General features: G+C 62.4%; 14 protein-coding genes. 11 read left to right on the top strand and 3 right to left on the bottom strand.

Translation table 11 applies throughout. The annotated features are described in order from the left end of the window. Positions 1-97 precede the first annotated feature (97 nt). Both cysC and M0D65_RS00785 read right to left on the bottom strand, forming a co-directional pair. Positions 98-685 (bottom strand): adenylyl-sulfate kinase, encoded by a 588-nt coding sequence (gene cysC / locus M0D65_RS00790; protein WP_266251163.1) that lies wholly within the window; start codon positions 683-685, stop codon positions 98-100. 575 nt (positions 686-1260) lie between these two features. Next, positions 1261-2121 carry a hydroxymethylpyrimidine/phosphomethylpyrimidine kinase gene (locus M0D65_RS00785; RefSeq protein ID WP_266250381.1) on the bottom strand — a complete coding sequence of 287 codons (861 nt, stop codon included), beginning with the start codon at positions 2119-2121 and terminating at the stop codon, positions 1261-1263. 215 nt (positions 2122-2336) lie between these two features. On the opposite strand from M0D65_RS00785, the gene M0D65_RS00780 reads away from it, so the two are divergent. From M0D65_RS00780 to M0D65_RS00735, 10 genes are all read left to right on the top strand, one after another. Next, positions 2337-2507: a rubredoxin gene (locus M0D65_RS00780; RefSeq protein ID WP_091010641.1), complete on the top strand. Its 171-nt coding sequence runs from the start codon at positions 2337-2339 to the stop codon at positions 2505-2507. 44 nt (positions 2508-2551) lie between these two features. Then, the gene (locus M0D65_RS00775) at positions 2552-3994 is read left to right on the top strand and encodes a hypothetical protein (RefSeq protein ID WP_266250378.1); all 1443 of its coding nucleotides are present in this window, start codon (positions 2552-2554) and stop codon (positions 3992-3994) included. Positions 3995-4201: 207 nt separating this feature from the next. Next, positions 4202-4780 (top strand): YqgE/AlgH family protein, encoded by a 579-nt coding sequence (locus M0D65_RS00770; RefSeq protein ID WP_091010646.1) that lies wholly within the window; start codon positions 4202-4204, stop codon positions 4778-4780. Beyond that, positions 4777-5217: a Holliday junction resolvase RuvX gene (gene ruvX / locus M0D65_RS00765; protein WP_091010648.1), complete on the top strand. Its 441-nt coding sequence runs from the start codon at positions 4777-4779 to the stop codon at positions 5215-5217. Before M0D65_RS00770 ends, ruvX begins: the two co-directional genes overlap by 4 nt. Further along, positions 5204-5740, top strand: coding sequence for a bifunctional pyr operon transcriptional regulator/uracil phosphoribosyltransferase PyrR (gene pyrR, locus M0D65_RS00760; protein ID WP_266250375.1), 537 nt, complete (start codon positions 5204-5206; stop codon positions 5738-5740). Before ruvX ends, pyrR begins: the two co-directional genes overlap by 14 nt. A gap of 27 nt (positions 5741-5767) precedes the next feature. Continuing rightward, positions 5768-6787, top strand: coding sequence for an aspartate carbamoyltransferase catalytic subunit (locus M0D65_RS00755; protein ID WP_096720402.1), 1020 nt, complete (start codon positions 5768-5770; stop codon positions 6785-6787). 56 nt (positions 6788-6843) lie between these two features. Beyond that, positions 6844-8121 carry a dihydroorotase gene (locus M0D65_RS00750; protein WP_266250373.1) on the top strand — a complete coding sequence of 426 codons (1278 nt, stop codon included), beginning with the start codon at positions 6844-6846 and terminating at the stop codon, positions 8119-8121. A gap of 50 nt (positions 8122-8171) precedes the next feature. Then, entirely contained in the window at positions 8172-8942 is a 771-nt protein-coding gene (locus M0D65_RS00745; protein ID WP_091010657.1) for a 1-acyl-sn-glycerol-3-phosphate acyltransferase, read from the top strand. Positions 8943-9021: 79 nt separating this feature from the next. Further along, positions 9022-9834 carry a 2OG-Fe(II) oxygenase gene (locus M0D65_RS00740; protein ID WP_266250371.1) on the top strand — a complete coding sequence of 271 codons (813 nt, stop codon included), beginning with the start codon at positions 9022-9024 and terminating at the stop codon, positions 9832-9834. An 83-nt stretch (positions 9835-9917) separates the two neighbouring features. Then, the gene (locus tag M0D65_RS00735; RefSeq protein WP_266250369.1) at positions 9918-10826 is read left to right on the top strand and encodes an NAD-dependent epimerase/dehydratase family protein; all 909 of its coding nucleotides are present in this window, start codon (positions 9918-9920) and stop codon (positions 10824-10826) included. A 27-nt stretch (positions 10827-10853) separates the two neighbouring features. Here the strand turns inward: M0D65_RS00735 and M0D65_RS00730 are convergent, their stop codons facing one another. Then, the gene (locus tag M0D65_RS00730) at positions 10854-11720 is read right to left on the bottom strand and encodes a symmetrical bis(5'-nucleosyl)-tetraphosphatase (RefSeq protein WP_266250368.1); all 867 of its coding nucleotides are present in this window, start codon (positions 11718-11720) and stop codon (positions 10854-10856) included. Between the two features lie 398 nt (positions 11721-12118). Here M0D65_RS00730 and rfbB point away from each other — a divergent pair, with 398 nt between their 5' ends. After that, positions 12119-13180, top strand: a complete 1062-nt coding sequence (rfbB, locus tag M0D65_RS00725) for a dTDP-glucose 4,6-dehydratase (protein ID WP_091010664.1) — start codon at positions 12119-12121, stop codon at positions 13178-13180. Positions 13181-13186 lie beyond the last annotated feature (6 nt).

Here is a 13186-nt window from a genome sequence, read left to right as displayed (position 1 = left end):
GTGGGAGACGCGCCGCGAGGCGTGTCCCCCAAACGAAAAACCCGCAAGCGATTGCGGGTTTTTTTATTGCATCGATGCTTGCTTCGTTACGCGTGGATCAGGGCGCCGAGAGATACCGGTCCTGCAGATAATCGAAGATGCGCGCAACACCGCCGGCCTTCGACAACGCTGTCGTGTCCACCGTCAGGTCAGGATCGGTTGGCGGCTCATAGGGCGCGGATACGCCGGTGAACGATGGAATTGCGCCGGAGCGTGCCTTCGCATAAAGACCTTTCGGGTCGCGGCGCTCGCAGTCGTTTACCGACGCAGCGACGTACACCTCGATAAATTTGTCGTGCCCGATAATCTCGCGAGCCATCGCGCGATCTTCCCGCATCGGCGATATCAGCGCGACGATCACAATCAGCCCGGCATCGTTCATGAGCTGTGCGACATGCGCAACCCGACGAATATTCTCGTGCCGGTCTTCCGCGCTAAAACCAAGATCGCTGGTGAGGCCGTGCCGGACGCTGTCGCCGTCGAGCACATAGCATGCGCGACCCTCCGACATGAGCTGGCGTTCCAGTTCGAATGCGAGCGTGGACTTGCCTGCTCCCGACAGACCCGTGAGCCACACGGTCATCGATTTCTGTCCAAGCACCTGGGTTCTCTCGTTGCTGGTAATGATCCCACTGAAGCGCTGCAGGAAGGGCTGGGTGCGAGCGGCAACAATAGTCGTTCCATCTTCGGGTGCTGTGTCACCGCTTTCACAATGGGGTTCGACGGCCGACGGGTGTAAGTGAGGGGTTTTCAATTTGGGTTATCTCTCTTGCCGGTTCTTCTACAAAACCTGTAGCCGGTCATTTCTCCTGTTTGTCGCGAGGGCGCGGACATATTTCCCGAATCACGTGTATGACACGTAATAAGCGAAGAATCGCGCGCGCCCTTTAGTTATATATCGCATTGAAATAGACGGCGCTGTAACGGCAAATTACAGACGTAATGGACAAACGCCGGCAAGGTGTTGGCGTTTTGGCCAGGCGCTTGTCAATGATCCGAGGGGACGATACTCCGTCGATGCCCGTCAGTTATGTGGATGTAAGCGGATCACGGGTCATGCGACGCGACGAGTAAAGAAATACCCCAGCGTAGGGACGCCCGGAAACGGATCCGTGTCTGCAATAGAGCGTAATGAATTGCGGTCTGAATAGACCCATGAAGAAAGAGCCGCGACACGAATGTGCCCGGCTCACTCACGCGTGCTCGCGTTGGCGGCAAAGATCAGTGCCGCGCTTCCCCGGGCGGCGCATCCTTCGCGCTCGCCACCGGCGCTTCATCCTCGCTGGCGCGAGCCCAGAAAAAGCGATCCGGCAGATACGCGCCCATACCGGGGCGGTACGCGTTCAGGGTTGCCTGATATAGATACTCCTGCGCTTCGCGCACGGCTTCGGCAGGGTCCTGGCCATTCGCGAGCAGTGCCGCGATCGCCGAGCCGAGCGTGTCGGTCAGCCCCATCAGGCGATGCGGCCCACGATCCCACATATCTTCGCGCAACTGGCCGTCTTCGCTGAAGAGCGTATTGACGAGCCGGTGCGTGCCGGTCTGTGTCGAAAGGATGTATTCGCAACCTTGTGACAGCAGATGCGAGATCGCCGCGTCGAGACTCGGGGCTTCGGCATCGCCGTCCGGTTGCGCGAGCGCGAGCAGTGTTGCGTGGTCGGCGACCAGCAGCGTGGTCTGCGGGGCGAGCAGATCGGCGATTGCCTCGCGCAGGTCGTCGGCGGCGAGTACGTGTTCGTCGTCGAGCGTGAAGTCGGGTGCGAGGATCAGTGGGATGTCGTCGTAGTCGGCAACCACTTCGGCGATTGCGCTGACCACTTCAGCGCGCGTTGCCGCGCCGACCTTGAACGCCGCGATCGGCATGTCTTCGAGCAGCATGCGGGCCTGCGTCGCGACGACGTCGGGGTCGAGCCCGGTGACTTCGTCGCAGTTCGCGGAGTCGCGCACCGTATAGCCGGTGAGTACCGTGACGCCGTGACAGCCCATGCTGGCGAGCGTCATCAGGTCCGCCTGTACGCCGGAGCCACCCGTTGGGTCGGAAAGGCCGAAGGTGAGGACGATCGGAGGGGTCTCGCTGGGCATGAAAATCGGGGGCAGGAGTGAGCGGATTGTCGGGCGGAAGCCGCCGCGCGCCACGCGCGCAACGACTCGGCAGTCGGCTCAATTATGCGGCCTATTCTGCCGGCAGGGCATTTTTTCACGCCGTCAGGAACCGAGGGCCGATTGCTAGGCAGTGGGGCGGCAACACGGTACCATCATGGCTCCCGAATTAACGTGCTTTTCGACGCGATACAAGAATGGACCATAAGAGCTGGATGTGCCTGATTTGCGGCTGGATTTATGATGAAGAAGCCGGATTGCCAGATGAAGGAATCGCGCCGGGCACGCGCTGGGAAGACGTCCCAATCAACTGGACCTGTCCCGAATGCGGTGCCCGCAAGGAAGACTTCGAGATGGTCCAGATCTGATCCCGGGCCGCGCTGCGGCCCGTCAGCGTTCCTGCAGCCTGCCCATGATTCCTCCTGCCGTTTCCCCCGCGTCGTTCGAAGCGCTACCCAATCCGCGCGGCGGCGCGGTGCGGGCGGCGGAGGCCGCATTGGCCGACGCTGCGCACGCGTTCGCGCGGGGTGACGAGTTTGCTGCACCGCTGCTGCGTGCCGCATGGGTCTTGCGCGAAGCAGGGTGGTTGGCGGCACAACGGTTTACCGACACGCTCGTGCTGGTGTCGCCGCTCGCGGCGGCGCATGTCGAACCGACGAACGCTCAGCGTGCACGGGCCGTTTTCGCGGCTGCGCTCGACGATTTCCGCGCCGCTGTCGAGCGGCGCAATCTGCGCGAGCTGTCCTGTTCGCCGGCGCTGTTTGCGCACTACCGCGCGCTCGATCTGTTGCTCGCGCAGCGCACTCCGGGCGTAAATGCTGCGTTCGAGGGTCTCGCGCTTGCCGGGCGTCCCGTTCCACCGGCAACGTTCAGCCCGCAACCCGCCGACCGGCTTGCCCATCTGCGTGCCCGTTACGAGCAGGCGTTGCTGCCGGTTCTGCGTGCTCCGGCGCTGGCCGGCGCCGCGGTACAAACAGCCGAGGCAGCCGGAGCCACCGATACCCGCGCCGCACTCGATACGCTCGGCGCGTGCCTCACCGAACTCGCCGGTCCCGATCCCTACGATTTCTGGCGCCTCGCGGCCGCCTGCGCGGATGCGCTGCGCACGAGCGCCCACGTATCGGGCGACGCAGACCTGCGGCGCTTCCATGCCCGTTGCAATCTCGCGCTCGCCGATCACGCACGCGGCGTCGTGCTCGCGCCGCGCTCGCTGGTGCGCCTGGCGCTCGCCTTGCTGTGGCGCGATTACGCGCTGTTCGGCGCCGCGGCGGAGGATGCGGACCACGTCACGCTGCTGCGCGACTACGGCTTGACGACCGACTGGCACGTCGCGGGCACGCAGGCATCGGAAGCGCTGTGGGAAGCCGGCACGATTGCCGCCGATGCAACCGCGTTGCGCGGCGACGGTGCAACCCGCGAACTCGGCGTGCTGACGGTCAACGCCCATGCGTTTGAAGACTTCCTGCAAACCGCGGACGCAGCGATTGCCGCACTATCGGATCATGCGCGTGCCGCGTTGCAACCCGACCGGGCAGACCCCAGTGCGGCACTGCAGGCGGGCGACGCCGCCTACCGGCTCGGTGCGGCCGCGGCGGCCCTCGGGCTCGGTCACATTGGCCTGCTGGCCGATGCGCTCGGCGTAGCCTGGCGGCGGCGCGCACATGCGAGCGCGAGCGAAACCGCAGTGGCGCACCCAGCGCATCCCATCGTCGAAGCACCCGATGCCCCCGCACTGGAGCAGGCCGCCGAAGCGTTGCGCGCGATCCTGCACAAGATCGCCGCCGGCATCGCACCCACCGACGGCAGCGCCGCGCTCGCCGTACTCACACACGCTATCGAGCGCGGCGGCGCCTAGCGTGCCCGCAACTGTCCACCGCTTGCCATTGTCCGGTTGCGCATACTTCGCGCGGCTCGATACAGGGCCGCCGGCCGGGGCTGGGCGCGTGATAGAGTGTTGCAACATGATCCGCATTTCCCGGATCGCGGCAAACCCCATCCGCCTGTGCGGTCGGCGGGTGCCGAAGGCCCGCTATCCCGCATCGTCTTTGCTAAAATCCGAACTATGTCCAAGAGTACCGATCGCATCAATCTGACCAACCAGTTCCTGATCGCCATGCCGAACATGGCGGATCCCACGTTTTCAGGAACGGTGGTCTACCTTTGCGATCACAGCGAGCGCGGTGCGCTCGGCCTCGTCATCAACCGGCCGACCGACATCGATCTGCAGGCGCTCTTCAACCGCATCGACCTCAAGCTCGAAATCGAACCCCTGCTGCATGTCCCCGTTTACTTCGGCGGCCCGGTGCAAACCGAGCGCGGCTTCGTGCTGCACGATCCCGCGGAAGGCAACACGTACACGTCGTCGATGTCCGTGCCGGGTGGCCTCGAAATGACCACGTCGAAGGACGTGCTCGAAGCGGTGGCGAGCGGCAGCGGCCCGCAGCGCTTTCTACTCACACTGGGCCACGCGGGTTGGGGCGCCGGCCAGCTCGAGGAAGAGATTCTGAAGAACGGCTGGCTCTCGGTGGAAGCCGACCCGAAAATCGTTTTCGATGTCCCCGCCGAAGAACGTCTCGAAGCCGCGCTCGCGCTGCTCGGCATTTCGCTGTCGATGCTTTCGGGCGAAGCAGGTCACGCATGAGCAGTGCGGCTGGACGCGAGGCAACGCTGCTTGCGTTCGACTATGGCGAAAAACGCATCGGTGTGGCGGTTGGCAATTCGCTGACCCGTCACGCGCAATCCCTCGTAGTGCTGCAAAACCGCAATCGCGAGTATCGCTTTGAGGCCGTTGGCAAGCTGATCGGCGAGTGGAAACCGGACGCACTGGTGGTCGGCCTGCCGATGCACCAGGATGGCACTCCCCACGCAATGACCCAGCAGGCCAAACGCTTCGGCAATCAGCTGAACGGTCGCTTCAATCTGCCGGTGACGTGGGTCGACGAGCGCTATTCATCAGTTGAAGCAGAAGCCGCCATCCGCGCCGGCACCGCGCGCACCGAGCTGGTCGACGCCGAGGCCGCGCGCATCATCCTCCAGCAATATCTAGACGGGCTTTCCGAAGATCATGAGTTCCATTGACGCCGAAGCGCTCTACAGCGCCGTGCTCGAACAGATCCGTGCCGCGTATGGCGAAGCGTTTGCTGCGGGTACCGGCGAGGTCGTGCTGGCCGGTATCTATAGCGGCGGTGCGTGGCTCGCGCAGCGCCTTGCGCGCGACCTGAAGGTCGCGTCGTTCGGCGTCGTCAACGTGGCGCTGCATCGCGACGACTACGCGAAGAAGGGACTGCACACGCAGGCGAGCCCGACCTCATTGCCGTTCGAAGTCGACAAGCGCCGCATCGTGCTCGTCGACGACGTGCTGTACACCGGGCGCACGGTCCGTGCCGCGCTGAACGAACTGTATGACTACGGGCGGCCGGCATCGGTGGAACTCGCGGTGCTCGCCGATCGCGGCGGGCGCGAGTTGCCGGTGGCGGCGCGTTTTGTCGGCGGCGTGGTCGACGTGCCGGCGCATACGACGCTCGTGCTCGCACGCGGCGAGGGCGCCACCGACGACGCGCCGCGCTTCACGTTCCATACCGAGGCACGCGTCGATTCCTGATTCACCCGATATACCCCAGGCACACCCATGAACACCGCTACCCAGGGTTCCACCAGCAGCGACGCCGCGGAACCGTTCCGCTACGGCTTCCTGAAGGGCAACCCGCAGCTCACGAAGAACGGCGAGCTCAAACATCTGCTGACTATCGAAGGATTGCCGCGGGCAATCGTCAATCACATTCTCGATACCGCTGAGCAGTTTGTCAGTGTGACCGACCGCGAAGTGAAGAAAGTGCCGCTATTGCGCGGCAAGTCGGTGTTCAACCTGTTCTTCGAGAACTCCACACGCACGCGCACGACCTTCGAGATCGCGGCGAAGCGTCTGTCGGCAGACGTGATCAACCTGAACATCAATGCGTCGTCGACGAGCAAGGGCGAGTCGCTGCTCGACACGATCAACAACCTGTCGGCGATGCATGCCGATATGTTCGTCGTGCGTCACGCATCGAGCGGTGCGCCATATCTGATCGCCGAACATTGCGCGCCGCACGTGCACGTGATCAACGCCGGCGATGGCCGCCACGCGCACCCGACGCAGGGCCTGCTCGACATGTACACGATCCGCCACTACAAGCGCGATTTCACGAATCTGCGCGTGGCGATTGTCGGCGACATTCTGCATTCGCGTGTCGCGCGCTCGGATATTCATGCGCTCACTACACTCGGCGTACCCGAAGTGCGCGCCATCGGCCCGCGCACGTTGCTGCCGGGCGGGCTCGAACAGATGGGCGTACGTGTATTCCACAATCTCGACGAAGGGTTGAAGGACGTCGACGTGATCATCATGCTGCGTCTGCAGAACGAGCGGATGAGCGGTGCGTTGCTGCCGTCGGCGCAGGAATACTTCAAGAGCTGGGGCCTCACGCCGGAACGGCTCGCGCTCGCGAAGCCCGATGCGATTGTGATGCACCCCGGTCCGATGAACCGCGGTGTCGAGATCGACTCGCAGGTGGCGGATGGGCCGCAATCGGTGATCCTGAATCAGGTGACGTTCGGTATTGCCGTGCGGATGGCGGTGATGGGGATTGTTGCTAGCAATCACGACTAAACGCCCATGTCCGGCGAGTTGCAGATCAGACAGACCATGCAGAATAAAGGCAGCGCATGAAGATTCATATTCAGGGTGGCACGCTGATCGATCCGGCGGCCGGCACCGAACAGCAGCAGGACATATTCATTGCGGCGGGCAAGATCGTCGGGCTCGGCAGTGCGCCTGTGGATTTCCACGCGGCGAAAACCATCGATGCGCGCGGATTGCATATCTCGCCAGGGCTCGTTGACCTGTCGGCGCGGTTGCGCGAACCAGGTTTCGAACACAAGGCGACGCTCGAATCCGAAATGGCCGCGGCACTTGCAGGCGGCGTGACAACGCTGGCGTGCCCACCCGATACCGACCCGGTGCTCGACGAACCCGGTCTCGTCGAAATGCTGAAGTTTCGCGCGCGCAACCTGAATCAGGCGCATGTGTATCCGCTCGGCGCGCTTACTGTTGGCTTGAAAGGACAGACCATCACCGAGATGGTTGAGCTGACCGAAGCGGGGTGCATCGGTTTCTCGCAGGCCGATGTGCCGGTGGTCGATACGCAGGTGCTGCTGCGCGCGCTGCAGTATGCGACCACATACGGCTATACCGTGTGGCTGCGGCCGCAGGATGCGTACCTCGCGCAGGGTGGCGTTGCGGCAAGCGGCGCGCTGGCGTCACGGCTCGGTTTGTCTGGCGTACCGGTTTCCGCCGAGACGATCGCGCTGCATACAATTTTCGAACTCGTGCGCGTGACGGGTGCGCGTGTGCATCTGTCGCATGTTTCGTCGGCGGCGGGCGTCGCGCTCGTGCGTGAAGCGAAGGCCGAGGGCCTGGCGGTGACCTGCGATGTGACCATCAACCACGTCCATCTGATCGACGTCGACATCGGCTACTTCGATGCGCAGTTCCGGCTCGATCCGCCGTTGCGTCAGCAGCGCGATCGCGAGGCGATCCGCGCGGGACTCGCGGACGGCACGATCGATGCGATCTGCTCCGACCACACACCCGTCGACGACGACGAGAAACTGCTGCCGTTCGCCGAAGCGACACCAGGGGCGACCGGGCTCGAACTGTTTTTGTCGCTCACTGTGAAGTGGGCGAACGAAGCCCATGTGCCGCTTGCGAAGGCACTGAACCGGATCACAACTGCGCCAGCGGACGTGCTGAAGCTTGCCGCAGGTCGCATCGGCGTAGGCGCGGCGGCGGACCTGTGCGTGTTCGATCGCGATGCGCACTGGCGTGTCGAACCGCGGGCGCTGAAGAGCCAGGGGCACAACACACCGTTCCTCGGCTACGAACTGCCGGCGCGCGTGCGCGCTACCGTGGTGGCCGGACATGTGGCGTTCGAGCAGCGTTGATGCTGCACGGGCGCCGCGCTTCAATGGATAGATAGAGAACACGTCACAGCATGAAACTCGCGTTTCGCAAGGCACGACTCGTTGTACATCTACTGGTCGGGATGTTCGTGGTGGCGACGCGCTTTCCGCGCGCATCCGCGGACGAACGGCTCGAGTTGAACCGTGCATGGTCGCTGAAGATGCTGCGGCTCGCGGGCCTGCGGCTCGTCGTGCACAACGACGGCGCGCGGCTCGATCATGGCGCACTGGTGGTCGCGAATCATGTGTCGTGGATCGATATCTACGTGATCAATGCGTGGCGGCCGACACCGTTTGTGTCGAAGGCGGAGATCCGTCAGTGGCCGGTGGTGGGGTGGCTCGCGCAACAGCTCGGCACGGTGTTCATCCAGCGCGAGAAGCGCAGCGATGCGAAGCGGATCATGCACGAGCTGGCCGACCGCCTGAGTTCCGGCGAATTGATGTGCGTGTTCCCGGAAGGCACGACGTCCGACGGGCTCGGGTTGCTGCCATTTCACGCGAACATGTTTCAGGCGGCGGTGCTCGCGTCGGCGCCGGTGCAGCCGCTGTGTCTGATGTATGAGGATGCGCAGGGGCGGCAGTCGACTGCGCCGGCGTATATCGACGACCTGACGCTGGCCGACTCGTTGAATGCGTTGCTGCGTGAGGGGCCGTTGACTGCGCATGTTTATGTGGGCGCGCCGCTGGCGGCGGGTGAAGACCGGCGGGTGCTGGCGGGGCAGGCGGAGGCCGCGGTGCGCGGTGCACTCGAAGCAATGCGCGGCGCGCAGAGTACGCCACTGCTTCCAGTCGAGCACGGCTAGCTGAAGCTAGCTGAGCGGCGGCAACGCCGTTTGTTCGTTCGAGTAAACTACCGGCGATATGAACAGCGGACCGGCCCTCATGAACCGAACTGAAATTGGCGTGCTGATCGCGCAGCGCCTCGCGCCTGTTGTAGCGGAGGCACATGAGCAGTGGCTTCGCGCGGCTCCCATTCATTTCTTCGTTGTCGACAACCTGCTGCCCGTCGAACTGGCCAGCGAGATCCGCCGTGCTTTTCCGGATGCATCGAAGATGATGCTTCGCAAGAGCCTGCGTGAATTGAAGTACGTCACGGCGCAGATGAACCAGCACGCGCCGCTGCTCGAAGAAATCATCTTCGCGTTCCAGGAGCCCGCGGTTGTCGAGCTCGTGCAGCAGATCAGCGGCTTACGCTCGCTGTATCCCGACGAGCATCTGTACGCGGGCGGCATCTCGATGATGGGCAACGGTCATTTTCTGAACCCGCATCTGGACAACTCGCACGACAAGGATCGCGCGCGCTACCGCGTGCTGAACCTGCTCTATTACGTTTCGCCCGACTGGCAGGCCGGCAACGGCGGTAATCTCGAAGTGTGGCCCAACGGTACGAAGGCCGAACCGACGACGATCGTGAGCGAGTTCAACCGGCTCGTCGTGATGGTCACTAACCAGCATTCGTGGCACTCCGTTTCGAAGAACCTGACCGACCGGCAACGTTGCTGCGTGTCGAATTACTACTTCTCCGATCATCCGGTCGGGGATGACGAATACTTTCATCCGACCTCGTTTCGCGGCCGTCCCGACGAACCCGTCAAGGACGTCGTGCTGCAGGCCGATGCGGCCGCGCGCGGCGTGGTGCGGCGGTTGTTTCCGAAAGGGGTGAAACAGGCTACGCACGTCTACAAGAAGGACTAGCCTCGCGCGACAGCGAGGATTCGATCATCGCGCGATCGACCCACAGCGAGGGCGATTGCGAACATGGGCCAGAGGAGTAGCGAGTGACATTTTCTTCCGAACCGACGCCCCGGCGCGCACTGATCACCGGTGCGCGCGGCTTCACTGGCGCGTATGTCCGCGACGAATTGCAGCGCGCGGGATTTGAAGTGGTAGGCACACTTGCCGGCAACGAGACACCGGGTTTGAACGAGTACGTGCTCGACATTACGTCTCTCGACGACTGCAGACGCGTGATCGGCGAAGTACGGCCTACGCATATCGTCCATCTCGCCGCTATCAGCTTCGTTGCGCACGATGATGCGCTGGAGATGTACAACGTCAACGTGCTCGGTACGTTGAATCTTTTGCAGGCTTGCGTGGACGTTGGCGTACGGCCGGACAAGATACTGATTGCGAGCAGCGCGAATGTGTATGGCAACGCCGGCGGCGTGATCGACGAGAGCGTGGTTCCCGCGCCCGTCAATCACTATGCGGCGAGCAAGCTGGCGATGGAGCATCTCGTGCGCACATGGTTCGAACGCCTGCCGATCGTCGTGACGCGGCCGTTCAACTATACGGGGCGAGGGCAGGCGCCGCGCTTCCTGGTGCCGAAGATCGTCGAGCATTTTGTGCAACGTCGGCCTTTTATCGAGCTCGGCAACCTGGATGTGGCGCGCGATTTTTCCGACGTGCGGACGGTGGCGCAAACCTATCGGGCGCTGCTTGAATCGGCGGTGGCGGGGGAGGTTGTCAACGTTTGCAGTGAGCACGCCCGTACGCTGCATGATGTCGTGGACATGGTCCGCGAAGCTTCAGGGCACGATCTGGAGATTCGCGTCAACCCGGCCTTCGTTAGAGATAACGAAGTGAAGTTGCTGGTTGGTTCGGTGGCGCGGTTGCGCAAGCTCGTGCCCGATGTTCAACCGGTTGATTTTGCGGAGACGATCCGGTGGATGGTTCGTCCAGACTGACCGATGCTCGAGGTAACCGCGAGCCGGTTACTTCGAAGCGTGATCGGATTCCGAGCGACAGGCTGAACAATCCACCTGCGTGACTGTGCGTTTGCTGGGGTCTCTTGCCAGCTGCACGGCCGAAAGCCGATTGCCCCACACGCAACCCGAATCGAGGCCGACCAGATTGTCGCGCAGGGTCAGGCCGAGCGCGGCCCAGTGGCCGAATACCATCGTGATGTCGGTCGTCTTGCGCGATGGGACGTCGAACCAGGGCATGTAACCTTCCGGAGCGGCATCGAGTCCGCCACTCGATGAGAAATCCATCACGCCGTCCTTGTCGCAAACGCGCAGCCGGGTGAGCGCGCTGCAGGTAATGCGCAGACGCTCGATGCCTTTCAGATGTTTGGTCCAGCGGTTCGGCTCGTTGCCATAGAGACCTGCGAGCGTTTCCTTCCAGTCCGGTGCGCGCAGCGCGCGTTGCAGATCGTCGGCGAGTTCCAGCGTTAGTGTCACGTCCCATTGCGGCAGCACGCCGGCGTGGACGAGCAGCATGCCGTGCTCGAAGTGCGCGATCGGACGATGGCGGATCCAGTCGAGCAGATCGGCGGCGTCGGGGGCGGCGAGGATGTCGTCGAGCGTGTCGCCTCGTTTCGATTTGCGGATACCCGCCGAGACCGACAGCAGGTGCAGATCGTGGTTGCCTAGTACCGTGACCGCCCGGTCGCCTAGTGCGATTACGGCGCGCAATGTCGCCAGCGATTCGGGGCCGCGGTTGATGAGGTCGCCGGCGAACCATAGTGGTGTGTTGGCGGGGGGGGCGGTTTTTGCGAGGAGTTGCTGGAACTGGGTGTGGCAACCTTGTAGGTCGCCGAAGGCGAGGGGGGATGGGGACTGCGAAGTAACGACGGTCATTATGTGGACGGGTCAGTGACGACAGGCCTGGTCGTGAGGTAACACATTGACGTGTATGACGACGCTATTATCGCCGACAAGATGCCAGGGCTGTTTGCGATATCAGTGCCGCGCACGAGCGCTGCGTCTAATGACGTTGCGAACTTTAGCAACGCGCACATTATTACTCATCGTCGACGGGCAAAGGGTAATTTTGTCAAGTTGTCGCAAGTTGTTACGGGTCTTTTTTTTACCCCACACAGATTTATAATTGAGCCCGATACTTAAGCGCTTGAATGCTTGTTTGTTGTGAACAGTTTCGTATGGCGGGACCAGGAGTCGAATGATGCGCACGCACTCCAGGCAACCGAACGACATGCTCCGGCTGCATCTATCCCGGATATCTTGAAAGGAATTCCATGATCCTGGTAACGGGCGGCGCCGGTTTTATCGGAGCCAATTTTGTGCTCGACTGGTTGAATACATCGGACGAGCCTGTCGTCAACCTCGACAAACTGACTTACGCCGGTAATTTGAGTACGCTAAAGCCGCGGCAGGGTGATGCGCGACACATCTTTGTGCGAGCCGATATCTGTGATCGGGCAGCACTCGATGCGCTATTCGCCGAGCATAAGCCGCGTGCAGTGCTGCACTTCGCGGCCGAAAGTCATGTCGATCGGTCCATTCACGGTCCGGCCGATTTCGTGCAGACCAACGTGGTCGGCACATTTACGCTGCTTGAAGCCACGCGCGCATACTGGAATACGCTAGGCGACGATGACAAGGCGGCATTTCGCTTCCTGCATGTGTCGACCGATGAGGTGTTCGGTTCGCTGTCCAGCACCGACCCGCAATTCTCGGAAACGACATCCTATGCGCCGAATAGTCCGTACTCCGCAACTAAAGCGGGTTCTGATCATCTGGTTCGCGCATACCATCACACGTACGGCTTGCCGACACTGACGACGAACTGTTCGAACAACTACGGTCCCTACCAGTTTCCGGAGAAACTGATTCCGCTGATCATCGCCAACGCGCTGGGCGGCAAACCTCTGCCCGTGTATGGCGATGGTCAGAACGTGCGCGACTGGTTGTATGTCGGCGATCACTGCAGCGCGATCCGCGAGGTTCTTGCACGCGGCGCATCGGGCGAGACGTACAACGTGGGCGGCTGGAACGAGAAGAAGAATCTTGAAGTGGTGCACACCCTGTGCGACCTGCTCGATGAGCTTCGTCCGAAGGCTGCGGGTTCGTATCGTGATCAGATCACGTATGTGACCGATCGCCCGGGCCACGATCGCCGTTATGCAATCGATGCCCGCAAGCTCGAACGCGAACTCGGCTGGAAGCCAGCTGAAACCTTTGAGACCGGTCTGAAAAAGACAGTGCAGTGGTATCTCGACAATCAGGAGTGGGTCGACGAAGTGGTATCTGGCGACTATCGGAAATGGGTCGAGACGAACTACGCGCAGCGCGCGTAAAGGCAA

This window comes from Paraburkholderia sp. CHISQ3 (assembly GCF_030464945.1).
GTDB classification, from domain to species: Bacteria; Pseudomonadota; Gammaproteobacteria; order Burkholderiales; family Burkholderiaceae; genus Paraburkholderia; species Paraburkholderia megapolitana.
Note: the sequence above shows the minus strand (reverse complement) of the source record. Positions and strands in the feature narration are given on the sequence as shown.

Bases quoted from the DNA above. Each gene is read 5' to 3' on its own strand.
- M0D65_RS00785 (WP_266250381.1), bottom strand. From the start codon at position 2,121: ATGCCCAGCGAGACCCCTCCGATCGTCCTCACCTTCGGCCTTTCCGAC.
- M0D65_RS00780 (WP_091010641.1), top strand. From the start codon at position 2,337: ATGGACCATAAGAGCTGGATGTGCCTGATTTGCGGCTGGATTTATGAT.
- M0D65_RS00775 (WP_266250378.1), top strand. From the start codon at position 2,552: ATGATTCCTCCTGCCGTTTCCCCCGCGTCGTTCGAAGCGCTACCCAAT.
- M0D65_RS00770 (WP_091010646.1), top strand. From the start codon at position 4,202: ATGTCCAAGAGTACCGATCGCATCAATCTGACCAACCAGTTCCTGATC.
- ruvX (WP_091010648.1), top strand. From the start codon at position 4,777: ATGAGCAGTGCGGCTGGACGCGAGGCAACGCTGCTTGCGTTCGACTAT.
- pyrR (WP_266250375.1), top strand. From the start codon at position 5,204: ATGAGTTCCATTGACGCCGAAGCGCTCTACAGCGCCGTGCTCGAACAG.
- M0D65_RS00755 (WP_096720402.1), top strand. From the start codon at position 5,768: ATGAACACCGCTACCCAGGGTTCCACCAGCAGCGACGCCGCGGAACCG.
- M0D65_RS00750 (WP_266250373.1), top strand. From the start codon at position 6,844: ATGAAGATTCATATTCAGGGTGGCACGCTGATCGATCCGGCGGCCGGC.
- M0D65_RS00745 (WP_091010657.1), top strand. From the start codon at position 8,172: ATGAAACTCGCGTTTCGCAAGGCACGACTCGTTGTACATCTACTGGTC.
- M0D65_RS00740 (WP_266250371.1), top strand. From the start codon at position 9,022: ATGAACCGAACTGAAATTGGCGTGCTGATCGCGCAGCGCCTCGCGCCT.
- M0D65_RS00730 (WP_266250368.1), bottom strand. From the start codon at position 11,720: ATGACCGTCGTTACTTCGCAGTCCCCATCCCCCCTCGCCTTCGGCGAC.
- rfbB (WP_091010664.1), top strand. From the start codon at position 12,119: ATGATCCTGGTAACGGGCGGCGCCGGTTTTATCGGAGCCAATTTTGTG.